The organism is Sorangium sp. So ce367, from assembly GCF_051520455.1.
Lineage (GTDB): Bacteria > Myxococcota_A > Polyangia > Polyangiales > Polyangiaceae > Sorangium > Sorangium cellulosum_B.
Window position 1 is genome coordinate 4,391,398 of the sequence record NZ_CP150334.1, and the last position, 22,667, is coordinate 4,414,064.

Here is a 22,667-nt window from a genome sequence, read left to right on the forward strand (position 1 = left end):
TCGTGCGCGGTCCATGGCCACGAACGACCGGACGAGCCTGCCCGACGTGCAGGGAGCGCTGCGCACCGATGCCGAGGCGTGCGCGCGCGCCGCGGCGACCTTCGGTGGGCCGCTCGCGTCCACGCCGAGCGTCGTGCTGTCACCGGCGGGCGCGCTCGACATCCAGCGACTCGTCCACTACGCGCGTGCGTGCGATCTGCCGATCGCCGTGCGCGGGCAGGGGCACGCAGTCGGCAGGCACGTCGCAGCGCCCGGCGGCGTGGTGGTCGACATGCGGTCGATGGCGCGCGTCGGTGGCGTCGAGGCGAACAGCGTGTGGGTGGACGCCGGCGCCCGCTGGCGTGATGTCGTCACGGCCGCGCTTCGCCACGGCCGCGTTCCGCCGACGCTGACCGGCTACCTCGACGCCACGGTCGGCGGCACGCTCGCGATCGCCGGCATCGGCGCGGAGTCGTACCGCACCGGCGCGCAGGTCGATCATGTCCTCGAGCTCGACGTCGTGACCGGCACAGGCGAGCTGGTGCGGTGCTCTCCCGAGCGCGAGCGCCCGCTGTTCGACGCGGTCCGCTGCGGGCTCGGCCAGTTCGGCATCGTCATCGCGGCTCGGATCGCGCTCGTCCCCGCTCCGCGCGCGGTCCAGGTGACCACGTCGCGCTTCGGCGAGCTCGGCGCGTGCCTCTCCGAGCTCGCTCGTCACGTTGCCGATGCGCGCTACGAGCACGTCTCGGCCGCGGCGCTCGAGGGACCGGACGGCTTCGCCTTCGAGCTCTCGCTCGTGCGCTACGCGCAAGGAGAGGTGAGGGGGGACGGCGAGGTGGACTTCGCCACATTCGTCGCGCGCACCGACGCGGTGGTCGCCGAGTTCCAGCGCGCGGGCATGTGGACGGTGCCGCACCCGTGGATCGACGTGATCGTGCCCGCCGGCCGCGCGGAGGCGTTCATCGCCGCCGAGCTGACCGCGCTCCAGCGCGCGGATCTCGGCGGCGGGCTCGTGCTGTTGACCCCGCTCGCACGATCACGGCTGCATGCGCCGCTGTGTCGCGTCCCGGAAGCAGAGCAGCTGCTGCTGTTCGACGTGCTCCGCAACGCGGTCCCGGGGACGCCCGCGCGTGCGGCCGATCTCGCGCGCGACAACCGCGCCCTCTACGAACGCGCGCTCGCGATCGGCGCGACGCTCTACCCGATCAGCGCGGTGGAGCTGACCCCCGACGACTGGCGCCGGCACTACGGCGAGCGCTGGCCCGAGGTCGTCGCCGCGAAGCGACGGTTCGATCCCGAGCACCGGCTCGGTCGCGGGCTGCGCATCACCGACGGGACTGCGCCCACGTGATCACAGGACGAGACGTACCATGATCCACTCGCACGAAGGCCCCACCCACATCGAACTCGGCCGATCGTTGCTCCTCCCCGTGTGCCGGGCGCTCGGCTTCGAAGAGCGCCAGCACGAGATCATCGCGCTGTTCGAACAGCTGCTGCGCCCGTGGGGTGATCGGCCCGTCGGCCACCGGCCGTCGTACGCCTCCGACATCGGCGACGATCACACGCCGTTCGAGCTGTCGTTCGTCGTCGGCGGTGATCGGCCCGAGCTCCGCATCCTGCTCGAGGCGCAAGGTGATCCACCGTCGAACGCCGCCAACCTGCGCGCGGCGCGGGCGCTGACGGCGCGGCTGGCCCGCGAGCACGGCGCCGCCACCGACCGGCTGGCCGCGATCGAGGACCTGTTTCTCCCCGACGACCCCGACGGCGTGTTCGCGCTGTGGCATGCCGTCTCCTTCTGGCCGGGCCGCGCGCCCGAGTTCAAGGTCTACGTCAACCCGAACGTGCGCGGCCCCGCGCGCGCGGGGGCGCTCGTCGAGGAGGCGCTGCACCGCCTCCGGCTCGGCTCCGCCTGGTCGGCGCTGACCACGGTCGCCGGGCAGCGCGGTCCCGATCTCGATCGGCTCGCGTTCTTCTCGCTCGATCTGAGCGATGGCCCGACGGCGCGGGTCAAGATCTACTACCGCCACCACGCGGTGACGGCGGATGAGCTCGAGCGGGCGTTCGCCGCGGCGCGCACGTACACGCCGGGTGCCGCCACGGCGTACTTCGACGCGGTGGTCGGCCACCGTGGCCCCTTCCTGTCGAAGCCGATCGGCTCGTGCTTCTCGCTCGTGGCCGGCGATGCGCGCCCCGGGGTCGCGACGCTGCACGTCCCGATCTCGCACTACCTGCCGAACGACGAGGTCGTCCGCGACCGCGTCGAGCGCTACCTCGCGGGAGCCGTCGCCACCGATGGCTACCGCGCTGCGGTGGCCGGGTTCGCGCGGCGGCCCCTCGCCGATGGGCGAGGCATCCATAGCTACGTGTCGGTGCGGTTCGGTGGGACTCCGCGGCTCACCATCTATCTGTCGCCCGAGGCCTACGACGTCATGCCGCCGTACCCGCACGGTCACGTCCACACGCCCGCGCCTCGGCACGATGCCGAGTCGATCGTCACGCACTACGAGGCCCGCACGCTGGCCGAGCATCCGCTGTTCACGCGCTGGGGGCGCGAGCGCGGTGACCTCGGGCGCGTGTGGATGCTGCTCGCGAACGCGCAGATCGGGATCTCCGGGCCGTTTCCGCGCCGGCTCGCCGCCGTCGTAGCGCGCATCAGCGACGACCGTGCGCGATCGGTCCTCGCCAAGCAGCTCGACGACGAGCTCGGCCACGGCGACTACGACAACAAGGCCCACCGCGTGCTGTTCGAGCGCATGGTGGCCGCGCTCGAGGCGCACCGGCCGCCGGAACAGGACGGCGTCGACATGTTCGCGCCGGGCCGGCAGCTCCTCGAGGAGCTGGACGCGGTCTACGCCGATCCCGATCCCCACGTGGGCATCGGCGCCAGCATCCTGATCGAGGTGTACGGCCGGCAGGTGGACGCGCGCGTAGGAGACCTGCTGCGCCGCCAGGAGCTGATCGCGGCGGATGCGATGCCGTGGTTCACGCTGCACGAGGAGCTCGAGATCGAGCACGTCGACGAGGCGCGCGAGCTGGCCAGGCTCGTCCCGGCGGGGGCCAGCGAGGCCGAGCGCGCGTGGCGCGGCGCGGAGGCCGTCGCGCGTGCGTCGTGGCGCTTCTTCGACGCCATGTATCAGCTCTGGTATCCGCAATGACCGACGCCGTGCTCGCTGCCCGCTCGCGGTTCCCGCTGCTCGGCGAGCGGCGCTACTTCGCGTCGCAGTGCCTGGGGCCGTTGCCGCGCGATGTGCAGCAGGATCTCGACGAGTACGCCCGCACGCTCCACCTTCGCAGCCGCTCGATCGGCCCGTGGATCCAGGCGATGTTCGAGACCACACGCGCGATCGAGGAGCTGCTCGGTGCCGCGCCGGGGTCGGTGGGGCTGCACGGCAGCGCGACGGCGGCTCAGGGGACGATCGCGGCGTGCCTCGAGCCGAGGGGCGAGCGCCGGCGTATCGTGATCTCGACCATCGATTTTCACTCGTCGCGCTACCTGTGGGCCGCGCAGGAGCGGCGCGGGTTCGAGATCGTCGAGATCGCGCCGGCTGACGGTCGTGGGTTCCAGCCCGAGGAGCTCGCCGCCGTGCTCGACGAGCGCGTCGCCGCGATCGCGATCGCGATGGTGTCGCCGAGGACCGGCGCGCTGCTCGATGCCGCTCGGCTCGTGGCGGCGGCGCGGCGCGCGGGTGCGCTCGTGATCCTGGATGCGTTCCAGGCCGTCGGCGTGGTCTCGATCGACGTCGGCGTGCTCGATCCCGACGTGCTGGTGGGCGGCCTCTACAAGTGGATGTGCGGCGGTGGGACCGGCCTCGCGTTCGCCTACGTGCGCCCCGAGCTCGCCGCGGGATGGGAACCCGCCTATCCGGGATGGATCGGGCACCGCGACGTCGGCGGGTTTCATGCGACGTTCGCGCCTGCCGTCGGCGGCGCGAAGCTCCAGCAGGGGACGCCAGCCGTCGAGCCGCTCTTCACGTCGCGCGCCGGTCTGCGGTTCGTTCGGGATGCCGGCGTCGCGGCGCTGCGCGCGCGCAGCGAGGTCCTCACGCGGCGGGTCCTCGATCGCGCGGCCGAGCGCGGGCTCGACGTGCTCACGCCGTCGCATGCCTCCGCGCGCGGGGGCTTCGTGTGCGTGCCGATGGACGAGGCCGTCGCGGGAGCGGTCGTGGACTCGCTCGGCGAGCAGGGCATCGACGTCGACGCGCGCCCGAATGCCGGCGTGCGGATCGGGCCTCACCCGTGTTGCACCGAGGAGGAGTGCGATCTCGTCGTCGACGCCCTCGCGGCCGCGCTGGAGCGCGCGGGCGCCCCGAGGAAGGTACGGGGGGCGTAGTGGAGGCTGCGGAGCTCCAGCGTCTCGTCGTCGGCTACGCGCTGTCGGCCAGCCTGTTCACGGCGGTCGAGCTTGGAGTATTCGACGCGACGGCGGGCGGGCCTGCCACCGCGGCGGCGCTCGCGGCGCGCCTCGACGCGGCGCCCGCTCCGCTCGAGCGGTTGCTCGAGCTTCTCGCAGCGCTCGGCTTGCTCGATCGCACGGAGGACGGCTATCGCGCGACCGAGCTGGCGCGCGCGGCGCTGACGGTCGATGGTCCGGCCTCGCTGGTTCCGGTCCTGAGTCACCAATGGAAGCACTTCTACGCGCTGTTCGCGCACCTGCCGGCTTCGATCCGCGCCGGGAGGCCGCAGGCGTCGCTGTGGGCGTTCGCGCGAGGCGAGGACGACGGCTACCGGGCAATGGCGAACAGCGCGCCCGAGCTCGAGCGTTTCCTGGCGGCGATGGATCGCTCGAGCGCGGGGACCGGGACCGAGCTGGCGGCGCGCGTGGACCTGACGTCGAGCCGTCGCCTCGTCGATCTCGGCGGTGGGGGAGGCGCCGTCGCGATCGAGCTCGCCGCCGCGCTACCCGAGCTCGCGATCACGCTCGTCGATCTCGAGCTCGCCTGCGCGTATGCCGAGCGGCGGATCCGCGGTGCCGGCGCATCCGAGCGCGTTCGCTGCATCCCCGGGGACGCGCGCGATGCAGCATGGGCGCGCGAGGTTGGCGGCGCCGATGTCGTGTTGTTGTCCGCCGTGCTCGCCGACTGGTCGGCCGACGAACGCGCGCTCATCTTGAGCAACGTGCACGCCGCCCTCGATCCGGGCGGCCGGGTGGTGATCAGCGAGACGCTGCTCTCCGACGACGTCCCCGGCCCGGTCGTGCCGGCCATGCTTTCGCTATGCCTGCTCCTCGCCTCGAACGGCGCGAGCCTGCGCCCGAGCGAGCTGCATGCGCTGGTCGCCGCGGCCGGCTTCACGGACATCGAGCTGCTCCCACCTGGCTCGAACGGCCGCTCGCTCCTGGTCGCGCGCAAGCAAGTCACCACCTGAAGCGAGGCGCTCACGAGCTCCGTGAAAAGGCGCGAAACGTGGCGCGAGCGTCGAGCCCGGCGACGACGAGCGGTGATCGCGCTGGACCGCCACCGCACCCCGCCCTGGGCCGCGACGCGAGCGCATCCGTCAGGTCTGCAAGCGGCGATCTCAGGATCGAAAGCTTCAGGGACTTCCTGATGGGTAAGTCCTTGAAATAAGTACGGAGAAGCCCTGGCCCGTGTCCTGCTAGGTAACCACGGCAGAGCGCCCGTGACGGCTTCCCCCCCCGCCGTCGAATGGGCGCTCTGTTTTTTGTGGCCCGGCGCGGCAGGGCGCGAGGAGCGCCCAGCTGACGCGCGTGGCTCGTCCTTCGTCCTAGCGCGGCACGAGGACGCGGACGTCCCAGGGCGCGAGGTCCAGCGCGAGGGCGCCGGCCCGGAGATGCGCGCCGGCGCCGCTCAGCGCGTCGCGCAGGCCGCCTCGCGCGTGGGCGGCGAACGGCTCCGGGACGGTGAGCCGCTTCTTCACGGATCGCTCGCTGAAATTCAGGACCACGAGCGCGAAACGAGACGCGTCGTCGCCGTGCCTGACATAGGCGAAGACCTCGTCGTCCGGCCCCCCGGCGTGCACCGTGATGTGTCCCGGCGACCGGAGCGCCGCGACACCGCGCCTGAGCCGGATCAGCTGCTCGTAATGCCGCGCCAGCTGGCCGCGCGGGGGCCGTGAGACCGGGGCGAGGCCGCCGTAAGGCTCGTACTCGGCGCCGAGCTCGTCGAACGTGTAGACGCACGGGATGCCCGGCAACGTCAGCAGCGCCGCCGCGGCGACGCGCGTCAGCCCCGGTCCGTGGCGGGTGACGAAGCGGGCGCCCGTGTCGTTGTTGTTGATGAACCTGAGCGTGCGCTCGGGGCGCGCGGAGCGCGCCGCGGTGGCGGCGAGCGCCGCGCCGAGCCGGGCCGCGATGCCCCGCGGCGCGCCGAACACGTCTTTCCAGGCCCAGTGTCCGAGCTCCTCGGTCCAGTCATACGCCGCGTCGAACCCGTTCTGCAGGTAGTACGGATCGCGCGCCGAGGCCTCGGCGATCAGCGCGACATGCGGGCTCACGCGCCGGAGCTCGGCGGCCCAGGGGGACCAGAGCTCGCCCCGCCGCTGCTTGATGCCCCACGCGGCGTCGACGCGATAGCCATCGATGTCGAACCGGCGCACCCAGTGCAGCGACGCCTCGAGCATCCAGCGCGCCACCTCGGCGCTGTCGTAGTTCAGGTTCGGCAGGTGCTCCCAGTCGAAGTAATGCGTCGGCTCCCCGCCGTCGTCGCGATCGTAGAAGGCGAAGCTGTGCGCGTGGCGCATACGGCGCTCGGCTTCCCGGAAATACGGGTGCTCGGCCGAGGTGTGGTTGGGCACGAGATCGAGCAGCACGCGCAGGCCGCGCCGGTGCGCGTCGTCCACGAGCTCGCGGAGATCTTGCTCGGTCCCGTAGTCGGGGCGCACGCTGAAGTAATCGGTGACGGCATACCCGAAGTCGCCCTCGGGCGCGGCGAAGATAGGAGATAGCCAGATCGCCGTGACGCCGAGCCGCTCGATCGCGGGGAGGGCGGCGCGGACGCTCCGGAGCGGCGGATCGCCGAAGAACGGCGGCACGACGCCGTAGAGGACGGCGTCGTCGATCCACGCCGGTGCGGCCCTGCCGGAGGCGGCTTCGAGCGGCGGCGCGACACGCGCGGCGTCGCCTCGGCCGCGCTCGTCGCGCACCCTGAGCTCGACCAGCGCCTGACCGCCGGCGTCGGGCGCCGGCAGCTCGAGGCGAGCGCCCTGTCCGAGCGGCTCCGGCGCCGCGCCGCCGCGCACGCGGAGCCAGTCGAAGGCGACGATCCCGGCGCGGGAGCGCTCGCTGGGCTCGCTGCTCGTCGCGTCGAGGACGAGCTTGCCGCCGGCCAGCGCGGCGCGGGCGCGGGCGCGCGGCGTGTCCTCCAGCCGGACGCGGTAGGTGACGGGCGGAGAGTCCAGGTCGCCCGCGCTCGCCACCCGGCAGCGCGCGACGATCTCGTTCTCGCCCTCGAGCAGCGGGACGTCCGCAAAGAACCGCTGCTGCTCGATCGCCGCGGGGAACACGTCGCCGCCCACCCGGATGGCGCAGTCCTCCAGCGCGCCCGCTCCGGCGAGGGCGCCCTGGACGCGCGCGCTGAAGGCCCAGACGTCGGCATCGCCGGCGTGCAGCTCCAGCCTTGCTTGCGCCGCCGCGGAGGGGCGCGGCGAACCCGAGGGGGTGACCGATTCACACGAGGGCGCCGCCAGGAGCAGCGCGGCAGCCCATCCGAGCCGGGTGAGCGGCCGCGCGTGACGCGATGGGCCTGGGGCGCGCTGCCGAGGGGCGCCCGTGGCCGCGCCGATCGGCACGACCGGTCCAGAGAGAGATGCACAGGGAGAGGAGGCGGCGGTCGAGCGGAGGAGGCGTCTCGGCATGGGGGCGATGCGGCAAGCGGGGGAGCCCCTCTATTCCAGAACCACCCCCGACGATCGCCGAAGTGCTGAGAGCACGGAGGTTTTATGTCGTGATCTTCTCTCTCTCCTCCATGTCCGCCGTGTCGTCGCATCCACGGTGGCGCGCTCCCGTGCCGGGGCTTCCCGTGCGCCTCCTCGCGCCAGGATCAGGCGGCGACGGCATCAAGACGGCTGCGGTCCCGGGCGCGCACGACGAGCGGGACGCCGCCCGAGGGGCTCAGCGTCAGATTGCGGCGCACGGGGCGGGGCGGACGCTCGTCGAGCAGGCGGAACTCCCATGCTGACAGCGCCACGCCGAGCACGATCTTCATCTCGAACATCGCGAAGGCCGCGCCGATGCAGCGGCGGTGTCCGCCGCCGAAGGGCAGGTACTCGAACGGGGAGAACTTGCGCTCCAGGAAGCGCTCTGGCCTGAACCGGGACGGCTCGGGGTAGAGCTCCGGGTGGTGGTGCACGAGCAGGATGCAGGGCGCCACCCCCGTTCCCGGCTGGAGCTCGTGCTCGCCGAGGCGGAACGGCTGCGCCAGGAGGCGCGGGGACTCGGTGACGATCGGATAGATGCGCAGCGCCTCCTTGCACACGGCGTCCAGGTAGGGCAGGGCAGCGAGGCGCTCGGGGTCGGGCTCCGGGCCGAGGGCGTCGATCTCGTCGCGGAGGCGCGCGAGGACGCCGGGGTGGCGGTGCACGTGATCGAGGGCCCACGCGAGGGCGAGCGCCGTGGTCTCGTGCCCGGCGAACAGCAGCGTCCGGAGCTCGTCGAAGATGGCCTGATCGCTCATGCGCGATCCGTCGTCGTAACGGGCCGAGACCATGAGGCTCAGGATGTCGTCGCCCGGCGCCGCGCGCGCCCGCTCGATCTGCGCCCGGAACAGGGCGTCCAGGTCGCCGACGCGCCGGCGGAAGCGCGCGTAGGGGCCGAGGCCGCCGAGCTCCCGCTGCAAGGGCGGCAGGAAGGTCAGCGCCGGGGTCAGCGCGTCGGTCATGGCGACGACGGCCCGAGCGAACGCGCTCGTTCGAGACGGCTCCTCCACGCCGAAGACGGCGCGGATGATGACGTCGAGCGAGATCGCCTGCGTGAGCTCCTGGGCGATGGCGCGGGGCGCGCGCGCCGCCTCGGTGAGCCGTCGCGCGGTGGTGTCCGCCATCGCCGCCGCGTAGGCGCGCATGCGATCGCCGTGGAACGGCGGCGTCAGCAGCTTCCGCTCGCGCCTGTGGCGCTCGTCCGAGAGCATGAGCAGCGAGTGCTCCCCCACGAGCGGCGCGATCGCCTTGGTGGCGAAGGGGAGGAAGGTCTCGGGCGGCGCCGTCATCACGTCCTGCACCGTCCTGGGGCCTCCGGCGATCACGACATCGCCGCTGAGCACGGGGACGTTGAAGACATCGCCGTAGGTGGCGGCGCAATGCGTGAGGAGCTCGAACGGACGGGTGAGGAACTTGTAGGTCGTAAGAAGTCGGCTGCGCGGGCCTCGGGGCAACTGGCTCATGGCGTACCTCGGCGGGGGGCTCGATCCCGGGGGCGCGCGGCGCCTCACCGGGATCGACGCAAGGATGGGCTCGGCGCGCCGCTGCAGCAGCGGCGTCGGGCGCCAATGTTGCGACGGACGGCGCCAGGCGGGGGCGCATCGCGCGGTGTCCGTCCGACCAATGCCACCGTGACCACCCCGTCGGGGTTGGCCGGCTTTGCCGTGCTCGCCCCCCGAAGAGCTCGTCTGGGCCGTTGTTGGTGTGGTTAAGCAATGCTCATGCCATAGGCATGGCGGCGGCCGGCGGCGTTTTTTGTCGGATGCAGCGATGAGTTCCGCGCGCTCCGGCAGTCGACCTTCCGAACCCGTTCCGCGGCAGCGCCCGCATCGGGCGAGGCCCATTCCCGATGACCATGGAGATGTCCTTATGACCCGGATCGAACTGCCCCGCGTCGTGTCACGCGCCGAGTGGCTGGAGGCGCGCAAGGCGCTGCTCGCCCGCGAGAAGGAGCTCACGAGAGCGCGCGATCGGCTGAACGCGGATCGCCGGCGCCTGCCGATGGTCGAGGTGACCGAGCCGTACGAGTTCTCGGGCGCCCACGGCGAGCTGCGCCTGCTCGATCTGTTCGAGGGCCGGCAGCAGCTCATCGTCTATCACTTCATGTGGCTGTTCGAGGACGACGGCACACCCAAGGATCGCGGCTGCCCGAGCTGCTCGGGCTACGCCGATCAGATCTCGAAGGGCCACCTGCGGCACTGGCATAACGTCGGCACGACGTTCGCGTTCATCTCGCGCGCTCCCTGGGAGAAGATCGCGCCGTTCAAGGCGCGTATGGGCTGGCCCGTGCCCTGGTACTCGTCGGCGGGCAGCCGCTTCAACCACGACTACCATGTCACGCTGGACGAGTCGGTCGCGCCCGTGGAGTACAACTACCGAACACCCGCCGAGCACGAGCAGGCGGGATCCGCTTATTATCTGGGGGGCAAGCAGCCCTTCGACCTGCACGGGCTGAGCTGCTTCCTGCGCGACGGCGAGCGCGTGTACCACACCTACTCGACCTACGGGCGCGGCACGGAGTCGACGGGCGGCTCGTACTATTTCCTCGATCTGACCGCGCTCGGGCGCCAGGAGGAATGGGAAGAGCCCAAGGGGCGCAGCACCGGGCTGGGCGCCAAGGCCGGCGACGAGCGCATCCGCTACCCCGACGAGCAGGAGGACCTGTCCGACTCGAGCGGCGCGCGGCCCGCGGTCGCCGCTGCCGAGGCGGACGACTGTTGCTCACGGATGCGGCGCTGAGCCGCGGGGCCCTCGCCGCACCCGGCGAACGCGCGACGTCCGAGCGGCCTCGCTCGCCGCGGGCGGGAGGGAACGCCGCTCACCGCGCATCGAACCTCACGTCCAGATCCGGGTACTTGCGGGCGAGGTACTCCAGCGCCAGCCACGTGTGGCAGTGCCGGACGTCGGGCTGGCGCGCCGTGGGGCAGTTGCAGCCGAGGAACACGTCGCCTTGCCGGGCCTCCTGCGCCAGCGCGTCGAAGTGCGGTCGTTGCTCCGCAAACCGCTTGTCGAGCACCGCAAAGTAGGCGGCGCGAAACCCCTTGAAGCCAGCTTGCGAGGGATCCGACAGGAACTCTTCGACGATCTCCGGGGTGGGCCTCAGGACGTGGTGCGTGTGTTTGCGCGTGTCGTACCGCTTGCCCTCTGGCAGCGGATCACCCTCCGGACGGCGCCCGCGGACGATCTGGTAGCGTGCAAGCATAGGTGCTCATTCCTCCTTTCGTTCGTCGTTTGCATGCGTCGGCCGTGAGGTCTCATGGCGGTCCGGACGAAGCGCAGCGCGCGCCGCTCACCGCGGCGCCGGCGCGCGCGCCACGCGGCCGCCGACGACCACCATGTCGATCGGCGTGTCGACGAGCGAGCGATCGGGCGAGAGATCGCGGCCGAGGACGGTCAGATCGGCCACGTAGCCAGGCGCGATCCGGCCCCGCTGGCCCTCGGCGAAGGCCGCGTACGCGGGCGCCTCGGTGAAGGCCAGGAGCGCCTCGTCGAGGTCGAGCCGCTCCTCGGGCATCCACCCGCCCGGGGGGTGCCCCGAGAGATCTTGCCGGGTCACGGCGGCATGGATGCCGAGCAGCGGTGAGGCGTCCTCCACCGGGAAATCCGAGCCGAACACGAGGCGCGCGCCCGACGACAGGAGCGACCGCCAGGCATACGCGCCCTTCAGGCGATCGGCGCCGAGCCGCGCGGGCGCCCACGGCATGTCGCTCGTCGCGTGGGTCGGCTGCATCGAGGCGATCACCCCGAGCGCCGCGAAGCGCGGCAGATCGTCGGGCGAGAGGATCTGCGCGTGCTCCACCCGGAACCGCAGCGCCGCCGCCCGCTCCGGGCCGAGCGCCTCGAACGCGTCGAGCACGGCGCGGTTGGCGCGGTCGCCGATCGCGTGCACAGCGAGCTGGAAGCCCGCGTCCGCGACGATCCGCGCCGCGCGCGCGAGCGCCTCGCGATCCATCAGCAGGAGCCCGCTCGTCGAGGGCTCGTCCGCGTACGGCGCGAGCAGCGCCGCGCCGCGCGAGCCGAGCGCGCCGTCCGCGAAGAGCTTGACCCCGCGCAGCACGAACATCGCCGTGCCCGTCGGGTCCACGTCGGGCGCGCGCGCCTTCAGCCCATCGAGGTTCCCCTCGCCCGCGAGGTACGCGGTGACGCGGATCGGCAGCCGCCCGGCGGCGGCGAGCGCGCGGTAGACGGCCACGGTCTCGTCGCCGATGCCCATCTCGTGCACGCCCGTGAGCCCGGACGCGAGCGCCGCCTCGGCCGCGCGCAGGATGCGCCGCTCGCGCACGGCGGGCGGGTCGGCCGGGACCTCGGCCTCGATGAGGCCCATCGCGTTGTCGATGAAGACGCCTGTCGGCTCGCCCGCGGCGTCGCGCAGGATGCGCCCGCCCGGCGGATCCTGCGTGCCTCGGCCGACCCCGGCCGCGCGCATCGCCGCCGCGTTCGCCCAGAGCGCGTGCCCATCGACGCGGCGCAACGCCACCGGGTGCTCCGGCGCCGCCGCGTCGAGCGGGGCGTGCGTGGGGAACGTGGCGCCCGGCCAGAGGTTCTGGTCCCAGCCGCGCCCGGTGATCCACTCGGCCCTCGGGCGGGCCTTCGCCGCCTCGGCCACGAGCGCCGCCGCCGCCTCGGCGCTCTTCGCGCCGCGCACGCTCAGCGTCTCCAGCGCGACCCCGAGCCCGTAGAGGTGGGCATGCCCGTCGACGAGGCCGGGCACGACCGCGCGCCCCGGCAGCTCCTCGACGCGCGTCCCCGGCCCGACGAAGGCCTTCGCGTCGGCCGCGCTGCCCACGAAGACGATCCGCTCGCCGCGCACGGCGACCGCCTCGGCGCGCGGGTTCCCGGGGTCCATGGTCCGGACGACGCCGGCGGAGATCACGAGATCGGCGGGCGCCTCGGGCGCCGCCGTCGCGGCGAGCAGGCCCGGCGAGGCACAGCTCGGGGCGAGGCTGCCGAAGAGGCTCAGGAGCGTCGCTCGGAGCGCGTTCGACATGAGCGCCACCCTAGCACCCGCATGGGGCGCGCAACGGCGGGCAGGGGGCTACCAGAGGCCCAGCGTGACGGCGATGGTCAGCAGCGGCAGCGGCGCGAGCACCGCGACGAAGAAGACGAGGACGTCGAGCTGCGCGATCCGCGCGCTCCCTCGCTCGAGCAGCCGGGCCTGCTCTCCGGCGACGATCTCGGCGCCGGAGAGAGCCCCTCCGCGGTACGTGCCCGCGGACGTCGGTCCGAGGACCAACACCGGTCCGGGCGGCAAGCCGCGGTCTGCGGCGCGCACGGGAGGCGAACCGTCCGCGAAGTCGAGCCAGCCGTTTTCCTCGAGCACCGCGACCCTCGCCCCAGCGATCCGCGCGAGGGCGCGGCGGGCGCGCCAGCGATGGCGGAGCAGCGCCAAGGAGAGCAGCGCTCCGCACGCGGCGACGGCGATCGCGCGCCGGTGGGCGCCGAGCACGCCTGCGACGAGGCGCATGGACGCGGGCATCGCGAAGAACCGCGGTGCCGCGAGGACGACCGGACCTGCTTCGCCGCCGCGATGGGCATCGTAGATCGCTCCGTCGAGCATGAGCAGCTCGCCCAGCTCGCGGTCCTTGGCGAACAGAGACGCTTCGCGAACGAGCGGCGACGCCTGGCGGATGACGAAAGAATCGCGGGGATTGATCCAGCCCGGCTGCTGCCGGCACGCCTCGGGGGCGACCATCGTGTACGTGCCGCGCTGAGACAGCCACGTCACGAGGTGAGCGTCGAAAGGCCTCCCGGCCTCCTCCACATCGAGAAAACACCTCTCGGACAGGCTCGGGCACAACCGGCGCACGCCCAGCCGGCCGATGCTCACGTCGTGGATGCGCGTCACGAGGGGCGGTCCGGACGGGTCCGAGGGGCCCTCGTCGATCATCGAGGGCTCCCCCTCGATGGGCGGGACGACTCCGATGGTCGGGAGGGACGCGATGTGATCCTCCGGATCGGGCTCTCGCACGGCGTGAGCGGTCGATACGGCAAGGAGGCCCGTGGTCAGCGCGAGGACGGCGACGCTCACCGCGTGGAGAGCGCGCGGCGGCACGCGGACCATGGTGCTCGCCATGGCAGCGAAGAACACCGCCCCGAAGGCGCCGGCGACGGCGGACAGGAGGCCGAACACGCGCCCGATCATCGGCAACCACTCTCGCCATGCGTACCAGGAAGGGGGGATGTCGGGGCACGTCATCCCCTCCCGGGTCATGCGGAAGAACAGGTAGGCGAGCGGAAAGACGAAGAGGGGGAGAGAGACGCGCAGCGCAGCGCTGCGGGCCGCGGCGGCGACGCAGAGGAGCGCGACGAGCAAGCCCGCCTCCATCACGAACCACGGGACGGCCACTTCCTTGCCCGCGAGGACGGCGAGCACGACGCAGGGGCCAACCAGGACACCCACGCACGCGGCGTGAATCCTCGGAGGGGCCGACGAGAAAGAGGGGGGATGATCGCCCGGCGCCAGCATCAACGCTCCTTGAGCCTCACCGAGGCGCCCCGCCCACGGCAGGACCACCCGGGCGCCGAGGAGCGCGCTGCACGCTGCGCGCCTCGGAGAATCGCGCCTCGGCCTGCATGTCCGACGATCCCATGGGGCGCCGATCGCCGTCAAGGAGGCCGCCGGATCGCGACGGATGGGCGCTCGACTCCTCGGGCTCGTGCATCGAAGGCGCCGCGCTCCCTCCACAGCCTGCGGAACGCGGGCGGCGCGGGCGGCGCCGACCCGTCGAACGAGCACAGAGCCTGAGCCGGCCCCGGCCTCCCGGGCCAGAGAGCACCTGAGAAGTCACGTGGTGGAGGCTCGCGCCGTCGGCGTGGGGGCTGAGACCTCCACCGCGCCGCGCAGGCGCCCCCCCCCGGCGCCGCGCGGACGAGCGCGAAAACCCCCAAAGAAGCCGTCTTCCCCGTGGATCCTGGGCGCGCCGGGCGGCCTCCCGAAGCGCCCCGACAACCTGGCCCGCCGGTTGCTCTATCGGAATGCGACGCCGCGAGACAGCGACAAGGGCCTCCCGGGCGACTCGGTATCGCCAGAGGCCGCTGACACGTGATCTCGTGAGCGTGAACCCCGACCCAAGGAGACATCACCATGAAACTCAAGAACCTGCTCCTCTGCTCGCTCATCTCGTCCTTCTCGCTCGTCGGCTGCATCGCCGAGCCGCTCGACGCCGACAGCGCCGACGAGGGCGCGAGCGACGTCGCCGAGGTCGTGGGTGAGGGCGCAGAGGCGATCATCGGCCCCGGGGGGGATGACGGCGGCGGCCCGGTCACGAAGACCGTGAACCTCTCCTGCTCGATCACCTTTCCCAGCATCTTCAACCCGAACGCGGCGATCAAGAACACCTCGCTCTTTGGCGTTCCGGAGGATGCGAAGATCACCTTCACCGTCACGCACTACTACGGCGATCCTGGGCCCTACACCCGCTCGGTCACCGGGCCGCTCGCCAAGGGCCAGACCAAGCTCGTTCCCCTCTCGCACCCCGGCGCGCTCGACGCCTACGGCTGCACCGCCAAGGCCACCTGGACCCTCATCGACTGAACCCGACTCCGCTGGTTCCTTTCCGGGAGAATTCACATGGAGGCGGGGAGACGGGGAGTGGAAGCCCATCAATCTCCCCGTCTCCCCGCCTCCCTGTTCAATTTGTTCTTCGCTGTAATGTCAACAAATGAGAGGATTTGTCAGGTTCGGAACGAGGTGTCGACGACCGGACACGGCGCGCCGGACGGTGTGGTCTCTCACTCCGCTGCTTCGGTACTGCAGGTGATGTTGATCCACCCTCCACGGCGTTCGATCGCGCCGCCGATGAACCGGAGCGGCCATGGGTGTTCCGAGGGCCCGCAGCGCCACTGCGACACGAGCTCCGGCGCCTCGGTCGCGCAGAAGCCGCTCGGGCATCCTGGACAATCGAGCGAATGCCGGCAGCTCTCCAGGTCGGCGCCGGCGAGCTGCACGACCTCGCAGCGGCGCAGCTCCTTGCCGCCGCGCTCGACGAGCGTGGGCTGCCCGCCTGGATCGCGCCGACCTAGCGCGGCATCGCAGCGCTCGAGATCGGCCTGATCGATCATGATCTTGCAAGCGACCACGCCTCCGGCGTCCACGGCGAGCGGGTGGGCCTGGCAGATGGGGCCGCAATCGGCAAAGCCCGGGTGAAGGAGCATGTCCCACGTGTGCTGATCGTCGCAGCTCGAGGCGATCGGCTCCGCGCTCACGAGCTCGCTCCACGCCGCGAGTCGCCCGCCGCCTTCGTCGATGGCGCTACAGGTCCAATCGGGCGTGGTGAAAGGCCCGACCACCTCCGTGTCCAGGGTCATCGACAGCGCTGTCTGGCTGGGTACCTCGTCGGCGACGAGCCCGGGCCCCTCGTCGTCGCGCGTGCTCGCGACGAGCAGCCTCGCGATCCTGTCCTGGGGCAGCGACCTGACGAGGGCTACCTCGGCATCCCCCACGGGTGCGCGCGCGCCCGTGACGAGCTCCAGCGCGCGCCTGGCCGTCCGTAGCGGGCGGTACTCCTCCCCGGGCTCGGCGAGCCGCTGTCCCAGCGCCTCTGTCACGCCTGCCATCACCGCCTCGACCTCCTCCTCATGTGAGGTCTGCGTGGTCCACGCGAGCGCGGGGATTTCCCTCGAGGCGACGAGCGCCGCAGCATCGGGCGCGCTCGGCCGCGCGACGACCAGCCGGATATCGCCGGGGTGCCACTGGGCCGGATCCGCGCTGCCGCATGTTCCCCACCGCGATTCGATCACGGCAAGGAGGCCTGCGCGCACGCTCTGGGCGACGCGCTCGCGGAGCTGCGCGGCTTCGGCCGTGTCCGCGTCATCGACGACCAGCACGATGACCTGCGGGCTCTCGTTGATGAGCCCACCGTGGAGGACCAGCTGCGAGGTTGTCCGGGGGTCCACCGCCACCGGATCCGTGCCGCACGCCACGGCGGCGAGCGTCAACGATGTGAGATGGAGAGACCTCAATTGCCACATCACGGGCGGTGTTGGCAACACGCGTACCAGTGAGGGCGCCGCTCTCCAGGCCGACAAGCGCGCTATTCCCGCGGTATCCGAAGGAGGCCAAGCGCGCTCCATGCCAACGCGGCGGCGCGCGGCGCCAACCCAGTTGCTCAACCCGAGCGAACCGCTCCCGACCGGAAGGGTGATGCTGGATCAGCAACTCATCCACGCATCGAAGGAGCCCGTCCACGACACGCTGGGCGACGCCTCGCTCCCGTTTCTCAGTACATTGCACCCCATCGCCGGCGGAGGCGGAGCGAAGCCGCCGACCGGCGCTCAAACTCCCAGCTTCGGACGCTGAGCGATGATGAAGTCGACGGCGGCGCGCACGCTGCTCACTTTGGCGTAATCGGCGTTGAAGGTGGCCACGAACGATTTCGCCTCCGGCCAGGCGTCGAGCGTGGGCTCGATCTCCTCGGCCTTCCAGCGGGCGCCGAAGGGGGCCATGAGCAAAAGGCCGAGCTTGAGCCCGCGCAAGCTCCTGAGCAGGAGCGCCGCGTCGACGACCTTCTCGCCGCGCGATCTGGTGCGCAGGGTCTGCAAATCGGCGAGCTCTTCGTCGAGGAAGGCCGTGGCGGTGCGCTCGAGCAGCTCGTGCGCCGTGGCCCGTGGCAGCGTGCGCCACACCTCCTCGGGCAGCGACTCGGACTCCTTCAGCGTGAGATCGAGGTGGCCGAGGAGGCTCGGATCAAGCTCTTTTCCAGGCTCGACGAGGCAGGCGAAGAGCCGGAGCACGGTCGAGTACGTGACCTCTGCGCCGCGCGCGCGCAGGTCGTCGAGGCGCGCGAGCTCGGCCTGGGCGAGGGCCAGAGTTGCACCTCTGTCCTGGGCCACCGCGTCGGCGATGAGCTCCAGCTGGCCTTGGTTCGAGCCGGGGAGGTCGAGGTCGCGGAGCCGGCGGGGGTCGAGCCCGAGCGCGAGCCGTTCGAGCGGCGAGAGGCCGGCGACGAGCTTCTTCAGGGCTTCCCTGGCCCGGTCGTCGTTTTCGGCGTCGATGCGCTCGCTGGCCCGCCAGAGGGGCAGCTCCACGTCCTCCTCGCCGAAGCGGAGGCGCACCAGCCGATCGCTCGGGAGCCGGGGGCCGAGGCCGATCAGCGCGCGGCGCAGGGCGAGGGGCCGGGGCACCGCGTAGGAGCCGAAGTCGACGGGGGCGTCGACCTCGCGCTCGGCGGTGAGCTCGAGCAGGCGCCGCGCCATGGGGGAGAGCGCCTCGGGGCGGACCGTCTCGCGCTCGTTCGGCCGAGGCGGGAACAGGAGCGCCAGCCCGAGCGCCACGATCTTCGCGGAGGGGGCATCCGGGCCCTCGAGCGGCGCGAGCAGGGAGCGTGCGGCCTCCTCGCGCGTGGCCTCGCTCGCGTTCCGGAGGATCGCGAAGGCTCGCTCACGGAGGTTTCCATCCCAGAAGGGCAGGGCGTCGGCCGCCCTGGACTTCAGTCCGAGCGCCTGGCAGAGGCGCAGGAGCCCTCCTTCGGGCAGTCGCTCGAGCGGGGCGCCGAGCGCGAGCGCGAGCGCGGCGGCCGAGGCGAGGGGAGCCGAGCGTCCCTTCACGGCGCCCGCGAGCAGCGCGTGCGCTTCGGTGTCCTGCTGGCGCGCCAGCCACGCACCGAGGCAGAGGAAGGCGGCCATGCGCGTCGGCTCCTGCTTCTCGCGCTGCGCGAGCTCGAGCACGGCCGCCCGCGTCGCGCTCGACGGCGCGATGTGGGCGAGGGCGTAGAGGGCGTGCGCGCGGGTGTTCGGCGCTGCGTCCCCGAGCCGCGCTGCGAGCGTGGGCTCGTGGCTGGCGAGGGCCGCGCGCGCGGCGGCGCGCGCTCCAGGGCGCTCCTCGCGCGCTCCCCGGTCCTCGGCCAGGCGGACGCCGAGCCGGAGCGCGTGGAGGTGCACCTTCGGATCCCACGCCGCGTCGCCTTTCACGAGGTGGGCGAGGAGCGCCGGAGCTTCGGGCGCACCGGCAGGGTCGGTGGCGAGATCGTCGAGGACGCGGAGCGCGCGCTTCCTGTCGGGTGTTTTGCCGCCGATCGCCTCGATCAGGCGAGCGATGGGCGCCTCGGTGGGCAGGGCGACCCGGGCGAGCAGGTCGAGCGCGGCGTCCTTGCAGGGCAGGTCGCGCACGAGGCGGAGGGTGCCCTGCGTGTGCTCCGACTCGGCGGCCCGCGCCGCGCGGTGCCAGGCGATCAGCTCCTCGCGGGACTGCCACTGGGTGTGCGCGAGCCGGAGGGCGCGCGGGGCGTCGCCATGGCCCGGCGGGAAGTCGCCCGTCTCGAGCGCGGCGTCCCAGGTCGGGTGAAAGGCGTCGGCCATGCGGGGCGCGGGGCGTCTGGAGCGACATCGCGAGCTTCCCGGGCGCCGCCGTCAGGCCCTTGCCGCTCGAGAAGCGCAGGCTGCCGACCAGATCGGTGATGTCGGTGATGGGAGCGGCGTTCGCCTCCGCCGTCCACATCTCCGCCTCTGCCCGGGGGAAGCGGAGCGCGGCAACGAGCCAGAGGCGCTCTCCGGGCTGGCGCACCGTGGCCAGGTAGAGCGTGCCTCCCTCCGAGAGGGGCTCGAGGGCGCGGTGCCGGCTCAGGTAGCGATCGAGGGGCAGGACGCTCCCTGGCTCGCACGCCCCGTGTTGCTTCTCCAGGCCGGCGAGCGCGGAGGCGCTGATGATCGCGAGTACGCTCGTCATGAATCGATGCTATCTCGGCGTCGTACCCAGGAATCGCCTTTTCTTGTGCATGGCACTGTGTTTGCCTGGGGGCGTTCGCCCGATCGGTCGGGCGAGGAGGATGTAGACCATGCGCAAGCTATGGATGGCTCCGGTGATGGCGGCGGCGGCGCTGATGACTGCGCCGCGACCCGCCGAGGCGTGCGGCGGATTCTTTTGCGGACGACAGCCGGTGGACCAGACCGCGGAGCGGATCTTGTTCGCAACGAACGAGGACGGGTCGGTCACGATGGTGACGCAGATCCAGTATGCCGGCGCGGCGCCGGACTTCGCCTGGGTGGTTCCGCTGGCCGAGGTGCCGGCGGTGGAGAGCCTCGCTGTGTTCCCGCAGCTTGCGCTCACCGCCCTCGATACAGCGACGGGCCCGCAGTTCCAGTGGCCCAACGACCCGGACTGCTACCCCGCCTTTCCCGAATCAGCCGCCGGGGGCGGAGGCACCGCGGGCGGCACCGACGACGGCGACGTCACGGTGCACATCCGGGAAGAGGTCGGGCCATACGACGTGGCCGTTGTCGAGTCGACCGATCCCACGGCGCTCGTCGGCTGGCTTCGCGACAACAACTTCCGCGTCAACGACGCGATGGTGCCGTACATCCGCATCTATACGAGCGAGGGGATGAAGTTCCTCGCGCTGCGGCTCCAGCCGGACGCCGAGGTCACCGACATCCAGCCGTTCCGCTTCACGCTTCCGTCGGGGTCGCCGTCGATCCCGATCCGGCTGACGGCGATCGCGGCCGAGCCGGAGATGGGCATCACCGTGATGATCCTCGGCGACCGGCGTTATGGGCCGGCCAACTGGCCGGACGTCGAGATCGACGACAACCAGATCGTCTGGAGCGCGAACCAGTGGCCGGTGCAGACGAACTGGACGGCGCTCGTCGCGCGCGGCGTCGACGATGCCGGCGGTCGAGGCTTCGTCACGGAGATGAGCGGACCGACGACCGACATCGCCGAGCAGGTCCGCAACACGATGAGCTCGGACGAGGATCAGCTGGCCGCGCGCGACGCGCTGCTGCCGCTGCTGGAGGGCAACGCGACGATCACCCGGCTCTATACCCGCCTGTCGCCCGAGGAGATGACCGTCGATCCGATCTTCCGGCGCACCGACGGTCCCGTTGTGTCGAACACCCGCCTGCTCCCGCGCTACGTCGATGATCGCGACCTGTGCGTGGGCCCGCCGGGCGCCGAGGCTGCCGGCGCCGCGTCGCCGTGCGACTTCGCGGCCTGCGGCGCAGGCGGCCTGTGCCGCGTCGTCGAGGGCGCGGACGGCGCCCAGCCCGTCGCCGCCTGCGCGTGCGTGCCCGGGACGACCGCGCGCACCACCTTCGATCCGTCGGGTCGGCCGACGGTGACCTGCCAGGACCTCCGCATGTCGTTCCTCAACCCGGGTGACCGGGCGCTCCCTGACGCGCCGCCGCTCGCGGATCCTTGCGCGACGTTCGATTGCGGCGCGAACGGCGAGTGCGTGCCGATGAACATGACGCCGACCTGCCGCTGTTCGACCGGCTATGTGGCGGTAGGCACGATCGCCGCCGACGGCAGCCGCACGACGACCTGCGTGCTTCCCGACGAGCCCGTCCCCACGTCCTTCTACGACCGGCGCGTCCCGCCGCTGCCCGATTCGCTGCCGGGCGGCCGGCCGGTCGATGTGCCGCCGCCCGCCGTCGGGGCCGCCTCTGGAGGCTGCAACGCCGGCGGGCATGCGGGCGGCGCCGTCGGTCTCAGCGGCGCGCTTCTCGGGCTGCTGGCGGCCGCGCGCCGCCGCCGGCGCTCATAGGAGTCCACGCCGTGGCCAGCTCGACCTCCGCCGCCGGTTTCGCCGTGCTCCTCGCGTTCGCTCCTGGCTGTGCCGGCGGGGACGAGCCGCCGGCGCAGGGCATCGCCGAGCTCGGCACCGGCGAGTGGCAGTTCGAGCCGCTCGCCGACGGCCAGGAGGTCGAGCTCGCCCACGGCGCGCAGGGCGGCTGGCACGTGTGGACGAGCGTCAGGACGCTCGGCCTGGAGCCGGAGGGCGCCCAGCTCGAGGTCACGACGACCGTGATCGGCGATCCGTCCTCGGCGACGACCAGCCGGGGGAGGATCGAGCTCGAGGAGCTCGAGGACGGCCGGTGCGAGTTCATCGGATGGCCGGCCGTGCTCCGCGAGCCAGCTTGTGCCATCGGCCAACCGCTCCGGATCAGGGGGGTGGTGACCGACGCGCGAGGCACGGTTGCGACCGCCGAGCGGCTGGTGCACCCCCGATGGGACAGCGACGAGGCCTGTGCTGGGCGGCCATAGGGCCCGAAATCCACATCGCCAGTCGGGTCCAGCAGCTCTGGGTCAGAGCGAGTGAACGAGCCAGACGGCTGGCTCTTCATAACGTCCGCGCCGACCCTGGACGTACACGGGGGCAAGGCCGCCGGGGATCTCGAAAGACCGCTCGGAAGGCAGGATAGGCCTGCCGAGCCAGACCTCCCAGAAATCGAGCTCCAGGTCGACCACGAGGGCGCAACGGGGAGTCCCGGCGATCCGGCCCCCAACGCGGACATGCGTTCGGATCCACGGGTCGGTGGGCAACCCGTCCTCGCGGGCGCGATCGAGGAACTCCTCGATGTCGATGCCTGGGCAGGATGCCTTGGACGGGGGGCGCACCGGGGCGAGCACGCCGGCGAGGCCCGATCGCCTCGCCAGGGCCTTGAAGCCGGCGAGCACGAGCGCGCTCACGCCCTGGCCGCGGAACAGCGGTGACACCGAGGCGGTGAACGCGCCCAGGTGGGTTGGCGGGTCGCCGTCGCGGACCGCCTTCGCACGGAGGACCTGCCACCTCCAGCCGCCGTCGGGCAGCGCCGCCAGATCGTCGCTCCGCACGGCGATCGGAGCGGCGTTGCCGACCGCGGCCAGGCGCCCCGTCGCCCTCTCGACGAGGCCGAACGTGAACGCGGGGGTCTCCCGCAGGATCTCCAGATAGGCGTCCTCGACGTCGTTGGAGTAGATGAACGGCGTCGCGGCCCATGCCTGCGCGACGACGACATCCATCAGGGCGCCGAGATCTGCGCGCTCTGCGCGCGTGACCATGTCGAAGCGGTCGCTCACCGCTCCAGGCGGAGCATCGTGGATCATGCGAAGTCGTTCAGCTCGG

General features: G+C 72.3%; 16 protein-coding genes. 8 read left to right on the forward strand and 8 right to left on the reverse strand.

The annotated features are described in order from the left end of the window. Positions 1-13 precede the first annotated feature (13 nt). Genes WME97_RS16775 through WME97_RS16790 form a run of 4 tightly spaced genes read left to right on the forward strand, consistent with a single transcriptional unit; the run spans position 14 to position 5,343 of the window. Positions 14-1,330 carry an FAD-binding protein gene (locus WME97_RS16775; protein WP_437552913.1) on the forward strand — a complete coding sequence of 439 codons (1,317 nt, stop codon included), beginning with the start codon at positions 14-16 and terminating at the stop codon, positions 1,328-1,330. A 19-nt stretch (positions 1,331-1,349) separates the two neighbouring features. Then, positions 1,350-3,134 (forward strand): iron-containing redox enzyme family protein, encoded by a 1,785-nt coding sequence (locus tag WME97_RS16780; protein WP_437552914.1) that lies wholly within the window; start codon positions 1,350-1,352, stop codon positions 3,132-3,134. Continuing rightward, the gene (locus tag WME97_RS16785; RefSeq protein WP_437552915.1) at positions 3,131-4,309 is read left to right on the forward strand and encodes an aminotransferase class V-fold PLP-dependent enzyme; all 1,179 of its coding nucleotides are present in this window, start codon (positions 3,131-3,133) and stop codon (positions 4,307-4,309) included. The genes WME97_RS16780 and WME97_RS16785 overlap by 4 nt, the downstream gene beginning before the upstream one ends. Beyond that, positions 4,309-5,343: a methyltransferase gene (locus tag WME97_RS16790; RefSeq protein ID WP_437552916.1), complete on the forward strand. Its 1,035-nt coding sequence runs from the start codon at positions 4,309-4,311 to the stop codon at positions 5,341-5,343. Before WME97_RS16785 ends, WME97_RS16790 begins: the two co-directional genes overlap by 1 nt. 357 nt (positions 5,344-5,700) lie before the next feature. On the opposite strand, the gene WME97_RS16795 is transcribed toward WME97_RS16790, so the two are convergent. Both WME97_RS16795 and WME97_RS16800 read right to left on the reverse strand, forming a co-directional pair. Beyond that, the gene (locus tag WME97_RS16795; RefSeq protein ID WP_437552917.1) at positions 5,701-7,722 is read right to left on the reverse strand and encodes an alpha-amylase family glycosyl hydrolase; all 2,022 of its coding nucleotides are present in this window, start codon (positions 7,720-7,722) and stop codon (positions 5,701-5,703) included. Between the two features lie 251 nt (positions 7,723-7,973). Continuing rightward, positions 7,974-9,311, reverse strand: coding sequence for a cytochrome P450 (locus WME97_RS16800; protein ID WP_437552918.1), 1,338 nt, complete (start codon positions 9,309-9,311; stop codon positions 7,974-7,976). A gap of 406 nt (positions 9,312-9,717) precedes the next feature. Here WME97_RS16800 and WME97_RS16805 point away from each other — a divergent pair, with 406 nt between their 5' ends. Further along, positions 9,718-10,587 (forward strand): DUF899 domain-containing protein, encoded by an 870-nt coding sequence (locus WME97_RS16805; RefSeq protein ID WP_437552919.1) that lies wholly within the window; start codon positions 9,718-9,720, stop codon positions 10,585-10,587. A gap of 79 nt (positions 10,588-10,666) precedes the next feature. Here WME97_RS16805 and WME97_RS16810 read toward each other — a convergent pair whose 3' ends face one another. The 3 genes from WME97_RS16810 to WME97_RS16820 all read right to left on the reverse strand — a co-directional run bounded on the left by WME97_RS16810 (position 10,667) and on the right by WME97_RS16820 (position 14,248). Then, a complete protein-coding gene (locus WME97_RS16810) occupies positions 10,667-11,050 on the reverse strand; it encodes a hypothetical protein (RefSeq protein WP_437552920.1) in 384 nt (127 codons plus the stop codon). An 87-nt stretch (positions 11,051-11,137) separates the two neighbouring features. Continuing rightward, entirely contained in the window at positions 11,138-12,835 is a 1,698-nt protein-coding gene (locus WME97_RS16815; RefSeq protein ID WP_437552921.1) for an amidohydrolase, read from the reverse strand. A gap of 48 nt (positions 12,836-12,883) precedes the next feature. Beyond that, on the reverse strand, positions 12,884-14,248 hold the full coding sequence (locus WME97_RS16820; protein ID WP_437552922.1) for a hypothetical protein: 1,365 nt from the start codon (positions 14,246-14,248) through the stop codon (positions 12,884-12,886). Positions 14,249-14,932: 684 nt separating this feature from the next. Here WME97_RS16820 and WME97_RS16825 point away from each other — a divergent pair. After that, complete coding sequence (locus tag WME97_RS16825) at positions 14,933-15,382, forward strand: hypothetical protein (protein WP_437552923.1); 450 nt, start codon at positions 14,933-14,935, stop codon at positions 15,380-15,382. A gap of 197 nt (positions 15,383-15,579) precedes the next feature. Here WME97_RS16825 and WME97_RS16830 read toward each other — a convergent pair whose 3' ends face one another. Continuing rightward, entirely contained in the window at positions 15,580-16,785 is a 1,206-nt protein-coding gene (locus tag WME97_RS16830) for a hypothetical protein (protein WP_437552924.1), read from the reverse strand. A gap of 336 nt (positions 16,786-17,121) precedes the next feature. Beyond that, complete coding sequence (locus WME97_RS16835) at positions 17,122-19,143, reverse strand: hypothetical protein (RefSeq protein WP_437552925.1); 2,022 nt, start codon at positions 19,141-19,143, stop codon at positions 17,122-17,124. 476 nt (positions 19,144-19,619) lie between these two features. Here WME97_RS16835 and WME97_RS16840 point away from each other — a divergent pair, with 476 nt between their 5' ends. Both WME97_RS16840 and WME97_RS16845 read left to right on the forward strand, forming a co-directional pair. Then, a complete protein-coding gene (locus tag WME97_RS16840) occupies positions 19,620-21,326 on the forward strand; it encodes a DUF2330 domain-containing protein (RefSeq protein WP_437552926.1) in 1,707 nt (568 codons plus the stop codon). Positions 21,327-21,337: 11 nt separating this feature from the next. Continuing rightward, positions 21,338-21,826, forward strand: a complete 489-nt coding sequence (locus tag WME97_RS16845; RefSeq protein ID WP_437552927.1) for a hypothetical protein — start codon at positions 21,338-21,340, stop codon at positions 21,824-21,826. A 42-nt stretch (positions 21,827-21,868) separates the two neighbouring features. Here the strand turns inward: WME97_RS16845 and WME97_RS16850 are convergent, their stop codons facing one another. Beyond that, positions 21,869-22,648, reverse strand: coding sequence for a hypothetical protein (locus tag WME97_RS16850; protein ID WP_437552928.1), 780 nt, complete (start codon positions 22,646-22,648; stop codon positions 21,869-21,871). Between the last annotated feature and the right edge of the window lie 19 nt (positions 22,649-22,667).